The sequence below is a fragment of the Paracoccus sp. 228 genome (assembly GCF_000967825.1).
Taxonomy (GTDB): Bacteria; Pseudomonadota; Alphaproteobacteria; order Rhodobacterales; family Rhodobacteraceae; genus Paracoccus; species Paracoccus marcusii.
On the sequence record NZ_JYGY01000003.1, the window covers coordinates 421312 to 441559 of the forward strand.

At 71.4% G+C, this 20248-nt stretch carries 20 protein-coding genes and 2 riboswitches; of the genes, 5 read left to right on the forward strand and 15 right to left on the reverse strand.

Going from position 1 to position 20248, the window contains the following annotated elements:
- The first annotated feature begins 132 nt into the window (after positions 1-132).
- A complete protein-coding gene (locus tag SY26_RS19945) occupies positions 133-1029 on the forward strand; it encodes a GAF domain-containing protein (RefSeq protein ID WP_052715253.1) in 897 nt (298 codons plus the stop codon).
- 15 nt (positions 1030-1044) lie between these two features.
- Here SY26_RS19945 and cobF read toward each other — a convergent pair whose 3' ends face one another.
- From cobF to SY26_RS11700, 6 genes are all read right to left on the reverse strand, one after another.
- The gene (gene cobF, locus SY26_RS11675; protein ID WP_046000629.1) at positions 1045-1785 is read right to left on the reverse strand and encodes a precorrin-6A synthase (deacetylating); all 741 of its coding nucleotides are present in this window, start codon (positions 1783-1785) and stop codon (positions 1045-1047) included.
- Entirely contained in the window at positions 1782-2447 is a 666-nt protein-coding gene (locus tag SY26_RS11680) for an energy-coupling factor ABC transporter permease (RefSeq protein WP_046000630.1), read from the reverse strand. The genes cobF and SY26_RS11680 overlap by 4 nt, the downstream gene beginning before the upstream one ends.
- 30 nt (positions 2448-2477) lie before the next feature.
- Positions 2478-2694, reverse strand: a riboswitch (cobalamin riboswitch).
- Between the two features lie 20 nt (positions 2695-2714).
- On the reverse strand, positions 2715-4052 hold the full coding sequence (locus SY26_RS11685) for a cobyrinate a,c-diamide synthase (RefSeq protein WP_046000631.1): 1338 nt from the start codon (positions 4050-4052) through the stop codon (positions 2715-2717).
- Positions 4049-4816, reverse strand: a complete 768-nt coding sequence (cobM, locus tag SY26_RS11690; protein WP_046000632.1) for a precorrin-4 C(11)-methyltransferase — start codon at positions 4814-4816, stop codon at positions 4049-4051. The genes SY26_RS11685 and cobM overlap by 4 nt, the downstream gene beginning before the upstream one ends.
- On the reverse strand, positions 4813-5148 hold the full coding sequence (locus SY26_RS11695; protein WP_046000633.1) for a cobalamin biosynthesis protein: 336 nt from the start codon (positions 5146-5148) through the stop codon (positions 4813-4815). Before SY26_RS11695 ends, cobM begins: the two co-directional genes overlap by 4 nt.
- Positions 5130-6326 carry a bifunctional cobalt-precorrin-7 (C(5))-methyltransferase/cobalt-precorrin-6B (C(15))-methyltransferase gene (locus tag SY26_RS11700; protein WP_046000634.1) on the reverse strand — a complete coding sequence of 399 codons (1197 nt, stop codon included), beginning with the start codon at positions 6324-6326 and terminating at the stop codon, positions 5130-5132. Before SY26_RS11700 ends, SY26_RS11695 begins: the two co-directional genes overlap by 19 nt.
- Between SY26_RS11700 and SY26_RS11705 the strand changes: the two genes are divergently transcribed.
- Complete coding sequence (locus SY26_RS11705; protein WP_046000635.1) at positions 6325-7062, forward strand: cobalt-precorrin-6A reductase; 738 nt, start codon at positions 6325-6327, stop codon at positions 7060-7062. The genes SY26_RS11700 and SY26_RS11705 overlap by 2 nt on opposite strands.
- Here SY26_RS11705 and cobJ read toward each other — a convergent pair.
- The 7 genes from cobJ to SY26_RS11740 are packed head-to-tail and all read right to left on the reverse strand — an operon-like array spanning position 7038 to position 14854.
- Positions 7038-7766, reverse strand: coding sequence for a precorrin-3B C(17)-methyltransferase (gene cobJ / locus SY26_RS11710; protein ID WP_046000636.1), 729 nt, complete (start codon positions 7764-7766; stop codon positions 7038-7040). The genes SY26_RS11705 and cobJ overlap by 25 nt on opposite strands.
- A complete protein-coding gene (gene cobI, locus SY26_RS11715; RefSeq protein WP_198143161.1) occupies positions 7763-8500 on the reverse strand; it encodes a precorrin-2 C(20)-methyltransferase in 738 nt (245 codons plus the stop codon). Before cobI ends, cobJ begins: the two co-directional genes overlap by 4 nt.
- Positions 8500-9129, reverse strand: a complete 630-nt coding sequence (locus SY26_RS11720; RefSeq protein ID WP_046000638.1) for a precorrin-8X methylmutase — start codon at positions 9127-9129, stop codon at positions 8500-8502. The genes cobI and SY26_RS11720 overlap by 1 nt, the downstream gene beginning before the upstream one ends.
- A complete protein-coding gene (gene cobG, locus SY26_RS11725) occupies positions 9129-10217 on the reverse strand; it encodes a precorrin-3B synthase (protein ID WP_046000639.1) in 1089 nt (362 codons plus the stop codon). Before cobG ends, SY26_RS11720 begins: the two co-directional genes overlap by 1 nt.
- Positions 10214-13384: a cobaltochelatase subunit CobN gene (gene cobN / locus SY26_RS11730; RefSeq protein WP_046000640.1), complete on the reverse strand. Its 3171-nt coding sequence runs from the start codon at positions 13382-13384 to the stop codon at positions 10214-10216. The genes cobG and cobN overlap by 4 nt, the downstream gene beginning before the upstream one ends.
- Positions 13385-13397: 13 nt before the next feature.
- Positions 13398-14441: a cobalamin biosynthesis protein CobW gene (cobW, locus tag SY26_RS11735; protein WP_046000641.1), complete on the reverse strand. Its 1044-nt coding sequence runs from the start codon at positions 14439-14441 to the stop codon at positions 13398-13400.
- Between the two features lie 2 nt (positions 14442-14443).
- The gene (locus tag SY26_RS11740) at positions 14444-14854 is read right to left on the reverse strand and encodes a DUF1636 domain-containing protein (protein WP_045981577.1); all 411 of its coding nucleotides are present in this window, start codon (positions 14852-14854) and stop codon (positions 14444-14446) included.
- Positions 14855-14948: 94 nt separating this feature from the next.
- Positions 14949-15175: riboswitch (cobalamin riboswitch) on the reverse strand.
- A gap of 40 nt (positions 15176-15215) precedes the next feature.
- On the opposite strand from SY26_RS11740, the gene cobO reads away from it, so the two are divergent.
- From cobO to SY26_RS11755, 3 genes are all read left to right on the forward strand, one after another.
- Positions 15216-15845, forward strand: a complete 630-nt coding sequence (gene cobO, locus SY26_RS11745) for a cob(I)yrinic acid a,c-diamide adenosyltransferase (RefSeq protein WP_046000642.1) — start codon at positions 15216-15218, stop codon at positions 15843-15845.
- Between the two features lie 101 nt (positions 15846-15946).
- Positions 15947-16669: a trehalose-phosphatase gene (gene otsB / locus SY26_RS11750; protein ID WP_046000643.1), complete on the forward strand. Its 723-nt coding sequence runs from the start codon at positions 15947-15949 to the stop codon at positions 16667-16669.
- A gap of 9 nt (positions 16670-16678) precedes the next feature.
- Positions 16679-18037: a trehalose-6-phosphate synthase gene (locus SY26_RS11755; RefSeq protein ID WP_046000644.1), complete on the forward strand. Its 1359-nt coding sequence runs from the start codon at positions 16679-16681 to the stop codon at positions 18035-18037.
- A gap of 246 nt (positions 18038-18283) precedes the next feature.
- On the opposite strand, the gene aroQ is transcribed toward SY26_RS11755, so the two are convergent.
- Together aroQ and SY26_RS11765 are read right to left on the reverse strand one after the other, a co-directional pair.
- Complete coding sequence (gene aroQ, locus SY26_RS11760; RefSeq protein ID WP_046000645.1) at positions 18284-18712, reverse strand: type II 3-dehydroquinate dehydratase; 429 nt, start codon at positions 18710-18712, stop codon at positions 18284-18286.
- Positions 18713-18751: 39 nt separating this feature from the next.
- The gene (locus tag SY26_RS11765; protein WP_046000646.1) at positions 18752-20218 is read right to left on the reverse strand and encodes an asparaginase domain-containing protein; all 1467 of its coding nucleotides are present in this window, start codon (positions 20216-20218) and stop codon (positions 18752-18754) included.
- Between the last annotated feature and the right edge of the window lie 30 nt (positions 20219-20248).

Below are 20248 nucleotides of genomic sequence, written 5' to 3' on the forward strand. Positions count from 1 at the left end.
CCGCGGCGGTCATTGCCGTCGCAGTCCGGGTATCGAAAGAATTCGGTCATGACCTTGAACTGGAAACGTGCGGGTGACCCTGGCGCCGGATCCGCCGCCACAGATGGCACCCCGCGACGGGACTTGTCCGGCATGGACGTTCCGCCGACCGATTCGGGCCTGATCCGTCTTTACGAAAACGGCGTGCTGCGTCCGACGCGGACGCCCGTCTTCGACCGCGTCGTCGAGCAGGCGCGGCGAATCTTCTCGTGCCAAGCCAGCCTGCTGACGATCATCGACGAGGCGAACGACCGCCAGTTCTTCAAGGCCGAGGCGGGCCTGATGCTGACCGCGGACGAGGATCGCGTCACGTCGCTGGCTTATTCCTTCTGCCGGATTGTCGTCGCGAATTCCGCGCCGCTGGTCATCGCGGATGCCCGGATCGATCCGCGGTTCAGCGGGCATCTGGCAATCGGTAGGTTCGGCGTGGTCGCCTATCTGGGAGTGCCGGTCAAGGACGAGACGGGCAGGGCCATCGCCGCCCTCTGCGTGGCCGAAAGCAGGCCGCGGGACTGGACGTCGGCCAATGTCGAGGTGCTGCAGGCCTTTGCGGAAGGTGTCTCGACGCAGATCAAGACGATGGTCCTGTCCGAACGGATGCGGACCGCCATCGGTCAGGAACCGGGCGGCGCTTCGGCGCTGCCACAGCCTGCCAGCGCGGTCCTAACCTATCACCATGCCCCCGACGGGACCGAGACGATCGACGCCGCGACCGCGGAGACGCAGCAGATCTGGGGCATCCCGGCCGCCGAATACATGGCGCGGTTCGGCGATGTCTTCGCCTTCTGCATGGTCGAGGATTATCCGCTGGCCCGCGCATCGTTCGGAAACTCTGCCGCCGGGATGATCCCGTGGCACCATCGCTGGCGCATCCGTCTGCCTGACGGTCAGGTCAAGTGGCTGGAGGGGCATGGGCTTCCCGCATCCGGTCGGAACGGCGGGCTGACATGGGACTGCACGATCAACGACGCGACCCGCCTGACATCCTGACGTCCCGCGGGCCGGTCACGCTGCATCGTCGCGGGCCAGCAGATAGCAATCCATGATCCAGCCATGCGCGGCCCGGGCGGCGGCGCGCGCCGCCTCGATCCGTGGTCCGGCCTCGGTCAAGGGGCCCGCCTCCAACAGCTGTTCGGGCATGCCCAGATAGGCGCCCCACCAGATCCGCAGCCCCTGCGGGGGCAGCGTCGCAAAGGCGCAGGTGCCGTCCAGCATCACCACAACCCGGTCGGCGTCATTGGGAAAGCCCTTGTCGCGAAGCCGCCGCCCGGTGGTGATCCGCACCTCGGATCCCAGGGCGTTCAGCGGAATGGCATGGGCCGCGCACAGGGCCTGGATCGCGGTGATTCCCGGGATCACCCGTGCGCGCCAGTCCAGACGCGCGGCAATGCGCAGGCTGCTGTCATAGAGCGACGGGTCGCCCCAGACCAGCATCGCCACCGTCCCGCCCTGCGGCAGCGCCGCCGCGACGGCCCCCGCCCAGGTTTGCGCGATGGCATCATGCCATCGGTCGACGGCCTCCAGATAGGGCAGGTTTGCATCGCGCACCGGCAGGTCGATCTCGGCCACGGCGCCGCCGGGGCGGTGGCGGTCCAGCATCGCGCGGCGCAGATGAGCCAGATCCTCCTTCCCCGCGCCCTTGCGGGGGATCAGGACCAGATCGGCCTCCTGCAGGGCGCGGACGCCCTGCAGGGTCAGGTGGTCGGGATGGCCGGTGCCCGCCCCGATCAGCACCAGCTCGATCATGCGTAGAGCCGCGGCGTGACCAGCCCGCTGCCGCGCAGGCCGCGCGCGGCCTTTGCGCCCGCCAGCACCGCCAGATCGACCAGCGGCTCCAGCGCCAGGACCAGCATGTAGGCCGCGCCGAAGGACAGCACCCCCGACAGGGCCTCGGCCCCCTGGCCGTAGAAGGCCCAGAACGCGACCCAGGCCACGATGCCCCCCTGATAGGCCGCCGACAGCGCCAGTGCTTGGCCATAGCGCAGGTCCACATAGACCGTGCCCGGCGCGATGATCCGCCGCGCCACCGCCTGCAGCGCGAACAGCGGCACCAGCAGCGTCGTCACGTTCATCCCGTATTGCGGCAGATCGAACGGCGCGAAGAACAGTCCCTGGATCAGCAGGCCCAAGGCCAGCCCGATCGCCGCCGGCGCCGCGCCCAGGATCAGGAACAGCGTCGATCCCAGGATCAGGTGCACCTCGGACACGCCTACGGGCGCGGTGGGCAGGACCTGGAAGAACACGAAGGTCGCGGCCGTCGCCAGCGCCCCGCGCGCCGCCAGCGACGCCCCACCCTGCGCGCGCAGGGCTTGGGCCGCCAGCCTCAGCGCGTAAAGCCCGGCCGTGGCGGCCGTGGCATAGCCCAGTATCAGCTTGGCGCCGGTGACGACGCCCTCTTCGATATGCATGTCATCCTCCTGTGGCCGTCCACCCGACGGCATGGGGTTGCCTGACATGGCCGGTTTCCTGGCTTGCGGGTCCGGGCGCGGCGTCGGCCTTCCCGGATCGCTCCAGTGGCATGGGTGACGCGCGCTCTCCGCATACAGTCGCGGGGGCGGCCGGGGCTTCGGGTGCCGCGATTGGGTCCACCCTTCCCCGTTCCCGATGAAGCCCGGCGTTTCACGCCTGACGGGCACCATTCAGACGGTCAGATAGACGGGATCGCAGGGCCTGCGTCAAGTCGCGGCCGGGGCGATCAGGTGAAAGAACGTGCCTGACACATGCCCGCCCCCGGACATCGTCCGGTGGCTGCCGGTTTCCTCCACCGCGGCGCCGGTCGCGTCGGTCACGCGGGCCAAGGGCGCATCGGGCTGGGACAGGATCGAGGCATAGTGGAATTCATGCCCCCGCAGCGCCGTGCGACCCAATCCCGGCAGGGCGGTCAGCGGATCGGCGCGGCGGTACCCCAGATGCATGCGGCGTTTGGCATAGCTGGTCTCCAACCCCAGAAGCCCCAACATCTGGTGTCGTTTTCCATCGGCATCCACCAGACCTGCCCCAAGCGCCATGTATCCCCCGCATTCTCCATGCACCGGCCGCGTGCCCGCAAAGTGGTGCATGGCCGTGCGGAACCCGTCGCAGGCGGCCAGCCGGGGCGCGTGCAACTCCGGGTAGCCCCCCGGCAGCCAGCAGCAATCGGCGCTGTCATCCGGCCCCTGATCCGCCAGTGGCGAGAACGGCAGGATCGTGGCCCCGGCGCGCCGCCACGCCTCCAGCACATGCGGATAGACGAAGCTGAAGGCCGCGTCGCGGGCCAGCGCGATCCGCCCGCCGGGGGGCGTCAGCGGTCGGGGCGCGGGCGCCTCGGGCAGGGCGTGATGGGCAGCGGCGGCGATGATCGCCTCCAGGTCGCAATGCGCGGCGATGAAATTGCCCGCATGGTCCAAGATGGTTTGCAGGCCCGCCGTCTCCTCGGCCTGGATCAGGCCCAGATGGCGCTCGGGCAGCACGATGTTGCCCTGACGCGGCAGGCTGCCCAGCACCCGGATGCCGGCCTGATCCATCCCCTCGCGGATCAGCCGGTCATGGCGCGGCGAGGCCACGCGGTTCAGCACCACCCCCGCAAAGGGCAGATCCGGGCGCAGTGTGGCAAAGCCCCGCGCCGTGGCCGCCGCCGATTGCGCCTGCCCGCTGACATCCAGGATCAGCACCACCGGCCAGCCCATCATCTGGGCGATCTCGGCGCTGGAGCCGATGCCGGTTTCCCCCTTCGTCGCGACCCCGTCGAACAGGCCCATCGACCCCTCGGCCAGGACCAGGTCGGCGGGCGGCTGGCCGGTCGCATGGGCGATCAGCCGCCCCGGCTCCATCGCCCAGGCATCCAGGTTGAAGCTGGCCCGCCCCGAGGCCGCGAAGTGAAACCCCGGATCGATGTAGTCGGGCCCCGACTTGAAGGGCTGCACCACCAGCCCGCGCCTGCGCAATGCGGTCAGCAGGCCCAGCATCAGCATCGTCTTGCCGGTCCCCGATGAGGGGGCCGAGATCATCAGGCCCGGCGTCAGGGGGCGCGTCATTCCGGAAACCTCGGCGCGTCGCCCACGGGCCGATAGCGGCGGTCGTAATCGGCGGCGTAAAGACGGCTGTCCTCGAACCCCTCGCCCGCTAGCGCGGGCCCGACCAGGATCAGCGCGGTGCGGTCGATGCCCTGCGCGTCCACGGTGGCCAGCGTCGCGCGGATCACCCGCTGCTCCGGCCAGCTGGCCCGCCAAACCACCGCCACCGGGCAGTCGGGGCCGTAATGCGGGGTCAGATCGGCCACCACCCGATCCAGCGCGTGGATCGACAGGTGGATGGCCAGCGTCGCCCCGGTCGCGGCGAAAGCCGCCAGCGTCTCGCCCTCGGGCATGGTCGAGGCGCGCCCCGGCGTGCGGGTCAGCACCACGGATTGCGCAAGGCCCGGCAGGGTCAGTTCGGTGTGCAGCGCGGCGGCGGCGGCGGCAAAGCTGGGCACGCCCGGCGTCACGTCGAAGGGGATGTCCAGCGTCCGCAACCGGCGGATCTGTTCCCCCATCGCCGACCAGACCGACAGATCGCCCGAATGCAACCGCGCCACGTCCTGGCCCGCCGCATGGGCGGTGGCGATCTCCTCCACGATCTGGTCCAGCGACAGGGGCGCGGTGTTCACGATCCGGGCACCGGGCGGGCAATGGGCCAGCAGCGCTGCGGGCACCAGCGACCCGGCATAGAGGCAGACCGGGCAGGCCGCGATCAGGTCGCGACCGCGGAGCGTGATCAGGTCGGGCGCGCCGGGGCCTGCGCCGATGAAATGGACGGTCATGGAACCTCTGCGATGGCGATGGTGACGGGACCGAAGGTCCTGCGCGGATGGGTCAGGCGGCCGCCCCCATCCAGACTGGCGGCGATGGCGGCGGCCTCGGCCACCGATCCGGTGTTGAAGGCGGCCAGGATGCGCACGGATTGCGTGGGCGTGGCGATGCCCGCCACCGCGACCAGATGCAGCGGCAGGTCGCGCGCATGGGCCAACAGGCGCAGTTCGGGCGCGCGTTCGGGAATGGTGGCCAGCGCGTCAGCACCGCCCGCGGCCTTAAGCGCGGCCAGCAGGGCGGGCAGGGGGGTGCCGGGGCGACAGCCTATTCCGGCGATGCGCATGTGACGCTCCATTGCACGATCGGGCGGGCGGGGGTCCAGCCGCGCATCCGGCCCAGGGGGGCGGCCTCGGCGATGTCGATACGCAGCAGGCGACCGCCGTGATCTGTGTGCCAGCGGGTCAGCAGCGATTCCGTCTCCAGCGTCACGGCATTGGCGACCAGCCGCGCGCCGGAGGGCAGGTGGGCCCACAGCGCCTCCAGCAGCGCCTGCGACGCGCCGCCGCCGACAAAGACCGCATCGGGCGTGCCGGGCGGCAGCGCCGCGGGGGCCGCCCCTTCGATCACCGTGACCCGCCCCCCCAGGCCGAAGGCGTCGATATTGCTGCGGATGGTGGCGATCCGGTCGGCGCGCGGCTCGACCGTCACGGCGCGGCCCCCCGCCAGCGCCCATTCCACCGCGACCGAGCCCGAGCCGCCGCCGATATCCCACAGCACCTCTCCCGGGCGCGGGGCCAGCGCGGCCAGCGTCAGCGCGCGGATGGGCGATTTGGTGATCTGCCCGTCATGGGTGAACAGCGCATCAGCCCGGCCCGGCACCGCGGGCAGGCCGAAGCCGCGAGGCAGGTCCGCCCCGTCGATGGCCACCGCCACCGGTGCGGCGCAGGTCAGCGCGAACCCATCGGCGCGGGTGGTGCGCACCCGTTCAGACGGCCCGCCAAGACGCTCCAGCACCGTCAGCCGCGCCGCTCCCGCGCCTGCGGCGACCAGCCAATCGGCCAGCGCGGCGGGCGCGTCGCCATCGCGCAGCGTCGCGATGATTTGGCAACCGCGCGCCAGATGCGGGCGCAGCCGCGCGAAGGGCGCAGCATGCAGGCCCATGGTCACCACCTCCTCCAGCCGCCAGCCAAGGCGCGCGGTGGCCAGAGACAGCACCCCCGGCGCGGGCAGGGCGTGCCATTCGTGGGGCTCCAGCACGGCGGCGATGCTGCCCCCCGCGCCGCACCAGAAGGGATCGCCCGAGACCAGCGCCGCCACCCGCCGCCCCCGCAGCGCCAGAAGCGGCGCCAGGTCGAAGGGCACCGGCCAGGCCCGCCCCCGCGCGCCCACCCCCGCCAGCGCCAGGTGGCGCGGGCCGCCAAAGATGACCTCGGCCGCCTCCAGCGCGCGCAGGCTTGCGCCGGGCAGGCCGTCCGGTCCATCTTCGGTGATCCCGATGATCGTCAGCCAAGGGTCAGACATGCGACGCATCCTGCTGCTGGGCGGCACAAGTGAGGCCAGCCGCCTGGCCGCCCTGCTGGCCCGCGCCGGTGTCGCGGCGGTCTTCTCCTATGCCGGACGGACGGAGGCGCCCATCGCCCAGCCCCTGCCCACCCGGATCGGCGGCTTCGGTGGGGCCGAGGGGATGGCGCGATACCTGCGTGATCACGACATCGGCGCGGTGGTCGATGCGACCCATCCCTTCGCAGCCCAGATCAGCCGCAACGCGGATGCCGCCTGCCGCGCGGCGGGGGTGCCGATGCTGATGCTGCGCCGCCCGCCTTGGCCGGTCGATCCCGGTTGGCAGCGCGTCCCCGACATCGCGGGCGCGGTCGCGGCGCTGCCCCACGCGCCGACCGGCGTCTTTCTGGCCATCGGCAAGCAGACCTTGGCGCCCTTTGCCGCTCTGCCGCATCGCTGGCTGTTGCGGCTGGTCGATGCGCCCGATGCGCCCCCCTTGCCCGGCGCGCAGGTGGTGCTGGCCCGCGGCCCCTTCACGGTCGCGGGCGACCGGGCGCTGATGCAGGCGCATGGCATCACCCATCTGGTCGCCAAGAACAGCGGCGGCGCGGGGGCCAGCGCGAAATTGGACGCGGCGCGTGATCTGGGCGTGCGGGTCGTGCTGATCGACCGGCCCGCCGTGCCGGACCGGCCGCAGGTCGCCACGCCGGAACAGGCGCTGGACTGGCTGCATCAGACCGCCCCCCGCGGGGTATAGACCCACCGGCCCACGCGCCGCGTGGCGCGGTTGCCGACCAGCACGACGGTGCGCATGTCGGCCATGTCGGGCGTGGCCTCCTCCAGCGTGACCACGCGCAGCGCCTCGTCCGGCGTGGTGACGGCGCGGGCAAAGATCATCAGGCGTTCGGGTTCGCATTCCTCGCGCAGCACCTCCAGCACGCGGGCAAGGCCTGCGGGCCTGCTGGCCGAGCGCGGGTTGTAGAAGGCCATCGCGAAATCGCCCCGCGCAGCATGGCGCAGACGGTGTTCGATCAGCGCCATGGGCTTGAGATTGTCCGACAGGTTGATGGCGCAAAAATCATGGCCCAAAGGCGCGCCCGCCCGCGCCGCCGCCGCCAGCATCGCGGTGATGCCCGGCAGGATGCGGATGTCCGGATCGCCACCCTCGGCCTCCAGCGCCTCGAACAGGGCGGAGGCCATGGCGAAGACGCCCGGATCGCCCGAGGAGACGATCACCACCTGCGCGCCCTGTGCCGCCAGGGACAGGGCATGGCGGGCGCGGTCCAGTTCCACCCGATTGTCGCTGGCATGCAGGGTCAGGCCGGGCCGCGCCGCCACCCGCGCGACATAGGGGATGTAGCCGATCACGTCGGTCGCCTGATCCAGCGCGGCGGCGACTTCGGGCGTGACCATGGCATCGGACCCCGGCCCCAGCCCCGCGACGGTGATCCAGCCGCTCATTCCGCCACCCGCGCCATGGGGCGCCGCCCGTGGCCATGGACCAGCAGGATCGCGAAATAGGGGCAGTCGTCATCGGCCACCTCGCGCAGCGCCTGGATGCGCTGGCCGGGCATGGTGCCGCGTTCGATCAGCCAAGCGTCGGCCAGACGTCCGGACGCCGCCAGCGCGCGGCGCAGCTTGGGCAGGTTGCGGCCGGTCTTCATCACCACCAGCGCGTCGCTGCCCTGCATGTGGCGGATCAGGTCCGCCTCGGGCAGCGTGCCCATCAGCACGGTCAGCACGTCGTCGCCCCAGGTCATGGGCTGGCCCACCGCGTTCCAGCAGCCGACCATGCCGGGAATGCCGGGGATCACCTCGACCTCGGCCAGCCCGGCCAGGCGCACCTGCAGATGCATGAAGCTGCCATAGAGGAACGGATCGCCCTCGCACAGCACCACCACGTCCTCGGTCTGGGCCAGCTGCGCCAGACGCGCGGCCCAGAGGTCATAGAACCCCGCCAGCGCGTCGTTGTAGTCGGGATGATCGAAGGGGATCTCGGTCGTGACCGGGTATTCCATCGGATATTCGACCGCATCGGCGGCCAGCATGCCGGCCACGATGCGCCGCGCCTGACCGGGGCGGCCGGGTTTGCGGAAATAGGCGACGTGGCGCGCGGCGCGCACCGCCCTGTCGGCCCGGACCGAGATCAGGTCCGGATCGCCCGGCCCCAGACCTGCGCAGATGATGCGTCCCATCATTCCCTCCGGCTGGCCAGCGCGTTGATTGCGGCGACGGTGATGGCCGACCCGCCCAGCCTGCCGCGCACGACGACAGACGGCACGGGCGGCGCGGCCATCAGCGCGTCCTTCGACTCTGCCGCGCCGACGAAGCCCACGGGGCAGCCGATGATCGCGGCGGGGCAGGGGCAGGCGGGGTCCTCCAGCATGTTCAGCAGGTGAAACAGCGCGGTGGGCGCATTGCCGATGGCCACGACCGCGCCCGCCAGATGCGGCCGCCACAGCTCCAGCGCGGCGGCGCTGCGGGTGTTGCCCATGTCGCGCGCCATGTCCGGCACACGCGGGTCGCGCAGGGTGCAGATCACGGCATTGTCCGCGGGCAGGCGGGCGCGGGTCACGCCCTCGCTGACCATATGCGCGTCGCAGAGGATCGGCGCACCGGCTGCCAGCGCCGCGCGGGCGGCGGTCACCATGCCGGGAGTGAAGGAAACGTCGCGTTCAAGTCCCACCAGGCCCGCGGCATGGATCATGCGGACGACGACGGGTTCCTCGTCCGCGTCGAAACGCGCCAGGTCGGCCTCGGCCCGGATGGTGGCGAAGGACTGGCGATAGATCGCGGCGCCGTCCCTTTCGTAGTCATGGGGCATCACAGAACCTTCGGCAGTTGATCGGGGTGCAGGCCGCGCAGGGCGGCGGGGTCATGGGCGCGGCCATGGCGGATCAGGTCGAACCCCTCGGGCGTCGCGGTCAGGGTGAGGTCGGCGGCACGCGGCCAGCCGCAGCCCTTGGCGCAGCCGCTGACATGCAGCACCGCATCCGGCGGGATCAGCGGCGCCAGCGCCCGCGCCAGGGGGCGCGTCGCGGCACGCCCCTGCGGGCAGGCGGGCGCGCCGGGGCAGGCGCGCAGACGGTTGCGCGGATCGCGGGGGTCCAGGATCAGCCCCTCCAGCGCGGGCAGATGGCGCACCCCCTCGACCAGCAGCATCCGCCACGGCGTCAGGCGCAGCGGTGCCAGGCGCCCAAGGCGGCGCAGCGTGTCGGGGGTGATCTGGCCGAATTCCAGCGCGACCAGCAGGCCTTGCGGATGCGGACCCGGCTGCGGCGGCGCGGCGGGCCGGGGGGCGGGCAGGGTGGCGCCGGGGGGCTGCACCCGCGCGGTCAATGCGGCCATGCGGCCCCGCCCGTCGGGCGCGCCGCCCTGATCCAGGAACCAGCCGGCCAGCGCCAGCGCGTCCTGCGGCCCGTGATAGGGTGCGGTGCGGTCCATGCCATCGGCGCGGAGCGTCGGGCCTGCCTCGATGCGAATATCGGCTGGGTCTTGGGTCAGCACCGGCGCAGGGCCGGTATCGACCGCAAAACCGAACTTGGCGGGCAGGGCCAGGTCGCTCGCCACCAGCGCCGCCGCCAGATCGGCGGCCAGCGCATCGGCGGCGGCATCCGCAAAGGGCGTGACCAGGATGTTGCGGCGCGTCTCGGTGGCGATGTCGGGGTCGATCAGGCCGTGTGGGAGCAGCGCCACGATCAGCGGCGCATGGGTCGCGGGCGTGACGCCGCGCAGCTGCAGGTTGGCGCGGCCGGTCAGTTCGATCACACCATTGCCGTGGGTCTGGGCGGCATCGGCGATGGCCTGTGCCTGAGCTGCTTCCAGACGCCCGCCGGGGGGGCGGATGCGCACCACCCACCCGTCGCCGGACTCCATCGGCTGCAGCGCGCCGGGGCACCAGCCGCGGATCATGACAGCCCCGCCATGATCGAGTTTCGCCGCGTGACCCACAGGCCGGCATCGTGCAGCCGCTGGAACAGATCGCGCATCGCGGCCAAGGCGGCGGGGTTGGCCTGTTCCATGAAATCCACGATCTCGGGGCGCCCCAGGGTCGCCTGATGATAAAGGTCGAACAGATGCGCGGGCACCGCGCCCGCCAGATGGGCAAAGGCCGCCATGTGGTCCAGCGTCGCCGCGATCTCGGCCGCGCCCCGGTATCCATGTGCGGTCATCGCATCGGCCCAGGCCGGATCGGCGGCACGCGAGCGGGTGGTGCGGGCAATCTCCTCGGTCAGGGTCCGGGCGCGGGGGCGGTCGGGTTGCGTGGCGTCCAGATGGTACAGGCTGGCCCGCCCGCCGATCCGCGCCATGGCGGCAGCAAAGCCCCCTTCATGCGCGGCATAGTCGGCGGCCAGCAGCAGATCCGTCTCGGGCAGGTCCTGCGCGTGGACAAAGCTGTCGGTCGCGGCCAGCCGCGCCTCCAGCGCGTCGCGGGCCTCATGGCTGGCGCCATCCGCCCCGATGGCCCAGCTGGAGGCCGCGATCCAGGCCTCGCCCGCGGCCTGACGCGCGGCATCGGTGAATTCCGTGGGCGCGGTGCCCATGCCCAGCCCGTATTGCCCGGGCTGCGGGCCGAAGACCCGTGCGCCCTCGGCATAGGGGTTCTGATCCGCCGCCTCGTCCCGCGCGGCCAGCGTCGCGGCCCCGGTCTGAAACAGCTGCGCCAGCACCGGGAACACGTCGCGGAACAGGCCCGACACCCGCAGCGTCACGTCGATGCGCGGGCGGCCCAGCAGGGCCAGCGGCACGACCTCGACGCCCGAGACGCGGCCGGACCCGGCATCCCAGACCGGCTTCAGCCCGGCCAGATGCAGGGCCATGGCGAACTCCTCTCCGGCGGTGCGCATCGTCGCGCTGCCCCAGAGGTCCACGACCAGCCCGCGCGGCCAGTCGCCATGATCCTGCAGGTGGCGGCGCAGCAGCTCCTCGGCCAGCTTCACACCCTGCGCATGGGCCGAGGGCGTGGGTACGGCGCGGGGGTCCACGCTGAAGAGGTTGCGCCCCGTGGGCATCACGTCCGACCGCCCCCGGTTGGGCGATCCGGACGGCCCCGGCGCCACGAACCGCCCCGCCAGCGCCGCCATCAGCCCGTCGCGTTCGGCCTGACCGCAGGCGCCGTTGCCCCAGATGTGCAGCCCCTCGCCATATTGGCTCTCCTTGATGTCGCAGACGAAGCGGTCGATGCGGGTGATCGCCTCGGCCGCGCTGGCATCTGGGGGGATGCCCAGATCGGCCTCGACCCCCAGGGCGCGCGCCTCGTCCAGGATCGCGGCGATCAGACGGTCGCGGCGCGCGGGGTCCAGCCCGTCGGCGGTGGAATATTCGTCCAAGCTGCGCTCCAGCCCGGCCATGCCGGGGGGCAGGGCGGCGTCGCGCATGGGCGGCGGCATATGGCCCAGGGTCACGGCCCCGATCCGGCGTTTCGCCTGCGCGGCCTCGCCCGGATCGTTGACGATGAAGGGATAGATCACCGGCATCGCCCCCAGCAGCGCCTGCGGCCAGCAGTCGCCCGACAGCGCCACCGCCTTGCCCGGCAGCCATTCCAGCGTGCCATGCGCGCCCATATGGATCAGCGCCCGCGCGCCCTGCTGCGCCAGCCACAGATAGAAGGCGACATAGCCATGGCGCGGCACGCGGGTCAGGTCGTGATAGCTGTCCTCGCGCCCCGCGCGGTGGCTGCGTTCGGGCTGCAGCGCCAGGATGACCGGCCCGTGCAGGCTGGCGCGCAGGTGGAAGGCGCCGTCGCGGCAATCGGGGTCGGTCTCGGGCGGCCCCCAGGCCGCGTGCAGGTCCTCCTGCAGCGCCTGCGGCAGGTGGGCCAGCGCCGCGCGATAGTTGTCCAGCGGCCAAGCCAGGGTGCCGTCCGGCAGCGCGGGCAGGTCCGCGCCCAGCATCGCCCCCACCGCCTGCGCGGATGCCGGCGCGTCCAGCCCCACGGCATGGGCCTGTTGCCAGTCGCGGCCCGGATAGGTGGAGAGCACCATTGCCACCCGGCCCACGCCCTGCGCCAGCGCGTGCCAGGCGGCGATGCGGTCGACGGCCCGGGCCAGCATCGGCGCATCGGGTCGGTGCACGAAGCGCGAATACTGCAGGTCAGAGTCGCGCGGGCTGACCGCCTTGAAGCTGATGAGGCCCGCGAAGATGCGTCCGTCGACCTCGGGCAGGACGACGTTCATCGCTAGGTCCGACGGCGACAGACCGCGTTCGGCCGCCAGCCAGTCGCGGCGGCGGTTGGTGGACAGGGCCACCTGGAACACCGGGCAGGACCAGCCGTCGAACGGACCCGCGTTCCCCCCGGAAAACCCGGTCGCGTTCACGACCAGCGCAGGCCCGCCCGGCAGGGCATCGGCCAGCCAGTCGCCCAGGCCCGGCGCCTTGAGCGACGGGGCAAAGACGCCCATCGCCGCGATGCCCCGCGCCCGCAACGCCCGGATCAGCGCGTCGATGGGCGCCACATCCGCCGCCGCCAGCCAGCTGCGATAGAAGGTGACCAGCGCCGCAATAGGGCCCGGATCGGCGACCACCCCCCGGTCGGGGTCGTAGAACCCCATCGCGGGCAGGGTCTTGACCCCCGGCACGGGCGCGGCCTGCAGGCCCGATGCGACGGCCATCTGCGCCAGCGCCGCCTGCGCCGCGACCGCGCCGCCCTGGTCGCAATGCCGCCGCAGGACGCGCAGCACCGAGGCGGGAACGGTCGAGATCTCCTCCAGCCGCGGATCGTCGCGGCCGTCCGCGGGCAGCACGGCCAGCGCGATGCCCCGCCTGCGCGCCAGGTCCTGGACCGATGCCAGGCCATAGGGCCAGTAGGCCTCGCCGCCGATCAGACGGATCAGGATGCCGCGCGCGCCCGAGAGCGTGTTCTCGACATAGGTGTCGACCGAAACCGGGTGCCGCAGCGCCACCAGGTTGCACAGCCGCGTGGACGGCAGTCCCCCCGCCGCGCGCCGCCAGCCCTCCGCAAAGGCCCCCAGGTCGCTGTCCGAAAAGGACAGGACCACCAGATCGCCGGGCGTCTGCCCGGGATCATAGGGGGTGTCGGTCTGCTCCAGCCCGACCTGTTCGCGGAAGATGACATGCATCAGGCGGGCCCGGTCATGCTGGCACGGCCTCCAGCACGGCGCGGATCGCGTCGGGGTTCACGTCGTCATGTTCCGCGATCACCACCAGGCGCGACCGACGCGGGGTCTGGCCCCAGGGGCGGTCGTACTGATGGCGCACCCGCGCGCCCACGGCCTGCACCAGAAGGCGCATGGGCTTGCCCGCGACGGCGACATGGCCCTTGACGCGCAGCACGTTCTGCTCGGCGGCCAGACGGGCAATGCGGGCGGCCAGATCGGCCGGGTCGGTGATTTCGGGCAGGTCGATGACGACGGTGTCGAAATCCTCATGCTCGTGGTCGTCGGCGCCGTCGTGATGGCTGGGGCGGGCGTCCAGGTCGTCCTCGGCGGCCTTGCCCAGGCCCAGGATCAGGCGCGGATCGACCGCGCCCTCGGTCACGGTCAGGATGGGCAGGGGGCGGGGCAGCTCGGCCTCGATCGCCGACCGTGCCGCTGCGACGCCCTCCGGTCCGGCCAGATCGGCCTTGGTCAGCAGGATCACGTCGGCGCAGGCGATCTGATCCTCGAAGACCTCGGACAGGGGCGTCTCGTGGTCCAGGCCGGGGTCGGCGGCGCGCTGCGCGTCCACCGCCGCCACGTCGGGGGCGAAGCGGCCCGCCGCCACGGCCTCGGCATCGGCCAGGGCGATCACCCCGTCCACGGTGATGCGCGAGCGGATGGCGGGCCAGTCGAAGGCCTTCAGCAACGGTTTCGGCAGCGCCAGCCCGGACGTCTCGATCAGGATGTGGTCCGGGCGGGCGGGAAGCGCCATCAGCGCCTCCAGCGTGGGGATGAAGTCGTCGGCGACGGTGCAGCAGATGCAGCCGTTCGACAGCTCGACGATATTCTCGGCCGGGCAGGAGGCGTCGGCGCAACCCTTCAGGATCTCTCCATCGACACCCATCGTGCCGAATTCGTTCACGATCACCGCAAGGCGCAGGCCCTGGGGGTTGGCCATCAGATGGCGCACCAGAGTCGTCTTGCCCGACCCCAGAAAGCCGGTGATCACGGTGACGGGGGTCTTCACGAGGTCGTTCATGGTCACTCCTGCGACAGGGTATGCGGGGGGATGCGGGCAAGGCTCTGCTTGCGGAAGACGGCGGGGCGTTCGCGCCACGGCACGATGCCGTCGGCGGTCCCGGCATAGGCGCGCGCGCCCGACAGGATGTCGGCGGCGTCGTCCAGCGTCAGGCGGCCATAGACATAGGACCACTTGCCCGGCGCGGACAGCGCGACGGAACAGCCCTGCGAACAGGCGGAAAGGCATTCGACGGGGCGGATCTCGACGCCGTCTGGGGCGGTGCGGGACAGCAGGTCGTGCAGCCGGGCGCCAAGGCGCGGCGCGTCCGGGCCAAGGGCATCCGTCCTCGCGGCATCGGTCCCTGCGGCATCGGGAACCGGGTCGGGCACGGTGCCGCGACAGGTGGTGCAGACATGCAGAACGGCGCGCATCGCGGCCCCTTCCTTGTTGCGGCAAGGGGCGTCCGAGAGGAGGCGGCACGGGGCATCCGGCCATCACCTGCCGGTCGCGAAACACCCCGTTCGCCCGTCATCGTCAGGTGCTGGCAGGTCTCCCGGCTTGCGGATTCAGGGGCGGATGCCCCGACGGTCGTCCCACCTTCCCAGCCCCAATCGGGGCCAGTGGATCGGGCGACCTCTCCGGTCACGGTCGCGGGGGCGGCTGCGCTTGGGGTCGCGGGTCTGATGACCCGGGGCCTTGTCGCATTCCCTCTTCGCCTGTCATAGACAGGAACCAACACGCCCTCACCCAAACCCCCGCACCCGCCGTTTGTCAACCGCAAGGAGCGACCCGATGACGCAGACCGACCCGATTTCCGCCGAGGATCAGGACCGCCACGCCGCCAAGATGGCCAGGAAAAAGGCCGCCCGCGACCGCATGATGGAGACCAAGACCGGCGAAAAGGGCCTGATCATCGTCCATACCGGGCCGGGCAAGGGCAAGTCGTCGTCGGGGTTCGGCATGATCATGCGCTCCATCGCGCACGGGATGCCCTGCGCCGTTGTGCAGTTCATCAAGGGCGCGTGGGACACGGGCGAACGCACGCTGCTGACCACGCATTTCACCGGCATCTGCCAGTTCCACGCCATGGGCGAGGGCTTTACCTGGGAGACGCAGGACAAGTCCCGCGACATCGCCATGGCGCAGGCCGGATGGGCGCGCGCGCAGGACCTGATCCGTGACCCGGCCATCCGCATGGTCCTGCTGGACGAGATCAACATCGCGCTGCGCTATGGTTATCTGGACGCGGCCGAGGTGGTGGCCTTTCTGCAGGCGGAAAAGCCCGCCATGACCCATGTGGTGCTGACCGGGCGCGGCGCCCCCGACGCGCTGATCGAGGCCGCCGACCTGGTGACCGAGATGACCCAGGTCAAGCATCCGTTCCGGTCTGGGATCAAGGCGCAGGCCGGGGTCGAATACTGACGCGCGCGGGTCGGCGGTCAAAAAACCTCACGCGGCGGTGAACCCTCGGGGGGAGTCACGGGTTCCCTTTGGTATATCCCAATCGCCGGAGCCCGCCTGACGTGACCCCACCCCCGCTTGCCCCCGACGCCGCCCTGTTCCTGGATTTCGACGGCTGCCTGGTCGACATCGCCCCCCGGCCCGATGCGGTCGTTGTCACGCAGGCGCTGCGCGACCGGCTGGCGGCGCTGTACCGGCGGCAGGGGGGTGCGGTGGCGCTGATCTCGGGGCGCGACGTGGCCGACCTGCGCGGACATATGGATGGGTTCGAGGGCATCGTGGCGGGCAGCCACGGCGCCGAACTGTCGCTGCGCCCCGGCCGCATCCAGACCCTGCACCGGGTGGATTTCGACGCGGGCCCCCTTCATGCCGCGGCCCATGCCGCCGCCGCGCCCCATCCCGCCTTGCTGGTCGAGGAAAAGCCCCACGGCGTCGCACTGCATTATCGGGACGCCCCCGAACTGCGCACCTTTGTCGAGGAAGTGATGCAGGATCTGGCCGACCGGAACCCGCACCTGGTGCTGCAGCCCGCCAAGATGGCGGTCGAACTGCGCCCCGGTGGTGTCGGCAAGGACAGCGCGCTGGCGCATCTGATGACGCTTGAGCCCTTTGCCGGGCGCGTGCCGGTCTTTGCGGGCGACGATACCACCGACGAACCCGCCATGGCCGAGGCGCAGGCCCGCGGCGGCTTTGCCATCAAGATCGGCGACGGTCCCACCGCCGCGCATCACCGATTGTCCGACCCTGCCGCGCTGGCCGCCTGGCTTGACGCATCGCTGAACTGAGGAATGCCCATGTCCACCGAACCGCGCCTGATCGTCGTCTCGAACCGCCTGCCGCTGGGGGACGATCCCTCGGGCGGGCTGGTGGTGGCGCTGGAGGATGCGCTGCGCAGTTCCGGCGGGGTGTGGGTGGGTTTCTCGGGCGAGGTGACGGACGATCCCGCGCCCGACCTGCAGGACCATCCGGGCGCGGCGTTCCAACGGCTGTCCTTTGACCTGACCCCGCAAGAGCATGACGAATACTATCTGGGCTATTCCAACTCCATCCTGTGGCCGCTGTGCCATGGGCGCCCCAACCTGATGCGCATCAGGCCCGAATACCTGGATGGATATGCACGGGTGAACCAGCGTATCGCGCGGATGCTGCTGCCGGTCCTGCGCCCCGATGACCGGATCTGGGTGCAGGATTATCACCTGTTCCCGCTGGCCGCCGAACTGCGCGCCCTGGGGGTGGAAAACCCGATCGGCCATTTCCTGCACATCCCGTTTCCGGGTCCGGCCGATTGCGCGGCCCTACCCAACCCCGCGCAGCTGTTCGACTGGCTGTCCCATTACGATCTGCTGGGGTTCCAGGCCGAACGCGACCTTGGCGCCTTTGCCGAAAGCGCGCGCCAGCTGGCGGACGGCGATCAGGTTGCGCCGGACCGCTTCCGGCTGTCGGGACGCATGGTCCGCACGCAGGTCTTTCCGATCGGCATCGACGCCGCGGCCTTCATCACCGAGGCGGCAGACGCCCCCGACAGCGACCGCATGCGCCTGCTGACCGGGGCCAAGATGATGATCGGCGTCGACCGGCTGGATTATTCCAAGGGCATCCCGCAGCGGTTCCGGGCCTATCAGCTGCTGCTGGAAAAGATCCCCGACCTGCACGAGAAGATCTCGTTCCTGCAGATCGCGCCCCCGACGCGGGGCGAGGTCGAAGCCTATCAGGACATCCGCGAGGAGACCGAACACCTGGCCGGACGCATCAACGGCCAGTTCGCGACGCTGAACTGGACGCCGATCCGGTTCATCCATCGGCCGTTCCCGCGTCCCGTGCTGGCGGGGCTGTACCGGCAGGCGCGCATCGGGTTGGTCACGCCGCTGGCCGACGGGATGAACCTGGTTGCCAAGGAATACGTTGCCGCCCAGAACCCCGACGATCCGGGCGTGCTGATCCTGTCACGCTTTGCCGGGGCCGCAGAGACCATGGCCGAGGCTCTGATCATCAATCCCCACGACCCGCACGATCTGGCCGTCGCGATGGCACAGGCGATGCGGATGTCGCAAGCCGAACGCCGCGACCGCCATGCCGCCCTCCTGAAAGGCGTGGTCGACCACGATGTCGCCTGGTGGTCGCGCACCTATCTGGACGCGCTGACGGCGCGGTGATTCGGGCGGGGTGTGCCCAAGGATCGGGCAATACCCTTAAATTGCGCCCGGTCCCGCGGCAGCGCACTTTCCGGTTGACCGGGTTGTGCTGCCTGCGGTGACAGGGGTGCGGGTCCGGCGCATGGTGGACCTATGAAGCAGATGCTTCGTGGCGTCCTCCTCCCGGTCCGGCCACGGACACTTCGGAAAGCCGCCGGTCCTGCCGCCCCCCTCCTCCCTGCGGCCAGGTCCGGCGGTCTTTTCGTCTCAGCCGATCAGGCCCGCCACGTGGCGCAGGGCTGCGGCATAGCCGTTCAGCCCCAGCCCCGCGATCACCCCGTCGGCGCGCTTTGACACGAACGAATGGTGGCGGAATGCCTCGCGCTTGTGGACCTGGCTGATATGAACCTCGATCACCGGGCCCTCGAAGGCGTTCAGCGCATCCAGCACCGCGACCGAGGTATGGGTCAGTGCCGCCGGGTTGATGACGATGGCCGCGGCCTCCAGCCGGGCTTCGTGGATCCAGTCGACGATCTGGCCTTCCCAGTTCGACTGCAGGAAGCGGATGTCATGCGGGGCGGCGGCGTTGCGGCACAGGGCCTCGAGATCGGCCAGCGTCTCGTGGCCATAGACCTCGGGCTGGCGCTGGCCCAGCAGGTTCAGGTTCGGACCGTTCAGGACATGGATCAGCGGCATCGGGGTCTCCTTGCTGGGGCTTGCTAGCGCGGGCGGGTGTCAGCCCGCAAGCGCGGTGACGGGGGCAGCGCGATGGGCGGGGTCGATCATGCGCAGCGCCGGAGGATCATCCGACAGGATCGCCACCGCGCCGGGGGCGGGGGGGCCGGACCACAGCACCGCCCCGTCGTGACCGATCAGCGCCAACCGGTCGCCCTGCATCCGCAGCACGCCGGGCCCCGGCGCTTGCCACAGGACCGCGCCGCCCTGCATCAGCCGCGGCCCGGCATCGGGGTCGTTCTCCAGCCGCACAGGGCCGCAGGTCAGCACCTGTCCGGGCCACAGCGGGCCGTCCATCCGGTCGGTGGGCGCACATTCCCCGGTCAGCCCGCGCGCCAGCAGGGCGGCCAGCGTGGCGCGGTCCCACCCGTGATGGGGCGCGGCCGCGGTCAGGACCACCATCTTGGCCAGCGCCGCGACGGGCGTCATGTCGCCCCCCGCGACGGCGCCTGTCGCCGCGATCCAGGCCCCGGCGGCATAATCGAACGCGCCGACCTGCCCGCCGATCACGCGGCTGGCGATCAGCACGGGCACGTCCGCATCCGCCAGCACCTGCGCGATCGCGCCATCTCCTGCGGGGACATTGCCGGGGCCGAACCCCTCCAGCAGCAGGCCGGTCGCGCCCTGGTCCAGCGCCGCGCGCACCTGCTGCGCCAGCATCGGGGCGGCGGCGCGGTGATCGGCGGGCACGGCCGTGATCTGCACCACGCGCTGATCGTCGATGCGGGCCTGCACCGCGTCCAGCTGGGCCATCGCCCGCGCATGGGCCGCGGGTCCGTCCAGCGCCAGGTCGGGCGCGGCGGGGCCGGGCAGGGGCGCGACCGTGCCCCGGCGGATGCCGATGCCGCGTTCCGCCAGGGGCGCCAGATGCGGGCTGTCAAAGGCCGCGAAGCGTGTCGTCGACACCTTGAGTGCGCGGCACCCGCGCAGCAGGCGCCCGTCGAAGAAGATCGCGACCTCGGGCAGGCGCAGGCGGGCGCAGGACAGTGCGCCGGTCAGGTTGGCCAGCGCATCGCTGCCCGCGTTCAGGACCAGCCCGGCGGGGGTGTCGGTGAACAGCGGCAGCTGTGCGCCCGTCAGGATCACCGGCTTGGACAGCGCCGCGCGGGCCAGCCCCAGATCGTCGAAGACGTTCAGCAGCAGGGGCAGCGCCGCGCCGGTGTAATCCATCGTGTCGGTGCCGTGCAGGATCACGAAGGCGTCGTGGTCGGCATAGAGGTCCAGCACCCGCCGCGCGATCCGGCACCAGTCGGACGGGCGCAGGTCGGTGCTGTCCAGCGTTCCGGGCCCGTCATCCGAAAACCGCAGTCCCGTGTCGAAATGCAGCGCGTCCCCCGGCAGGGCCGCCGCCAGCGCCGGCCCCAGCAGATCGTTCGCGGCGCAGGCAAAGCGGTCCGCCGCCATGGGGGCCAGCGGCTGGCCCGTGCTGCTGATCGTGCCGCCCGTGTTGATGATGCAGATGCGCATGAGGGTCCCCCGTTCCCGGACCGCTATAGA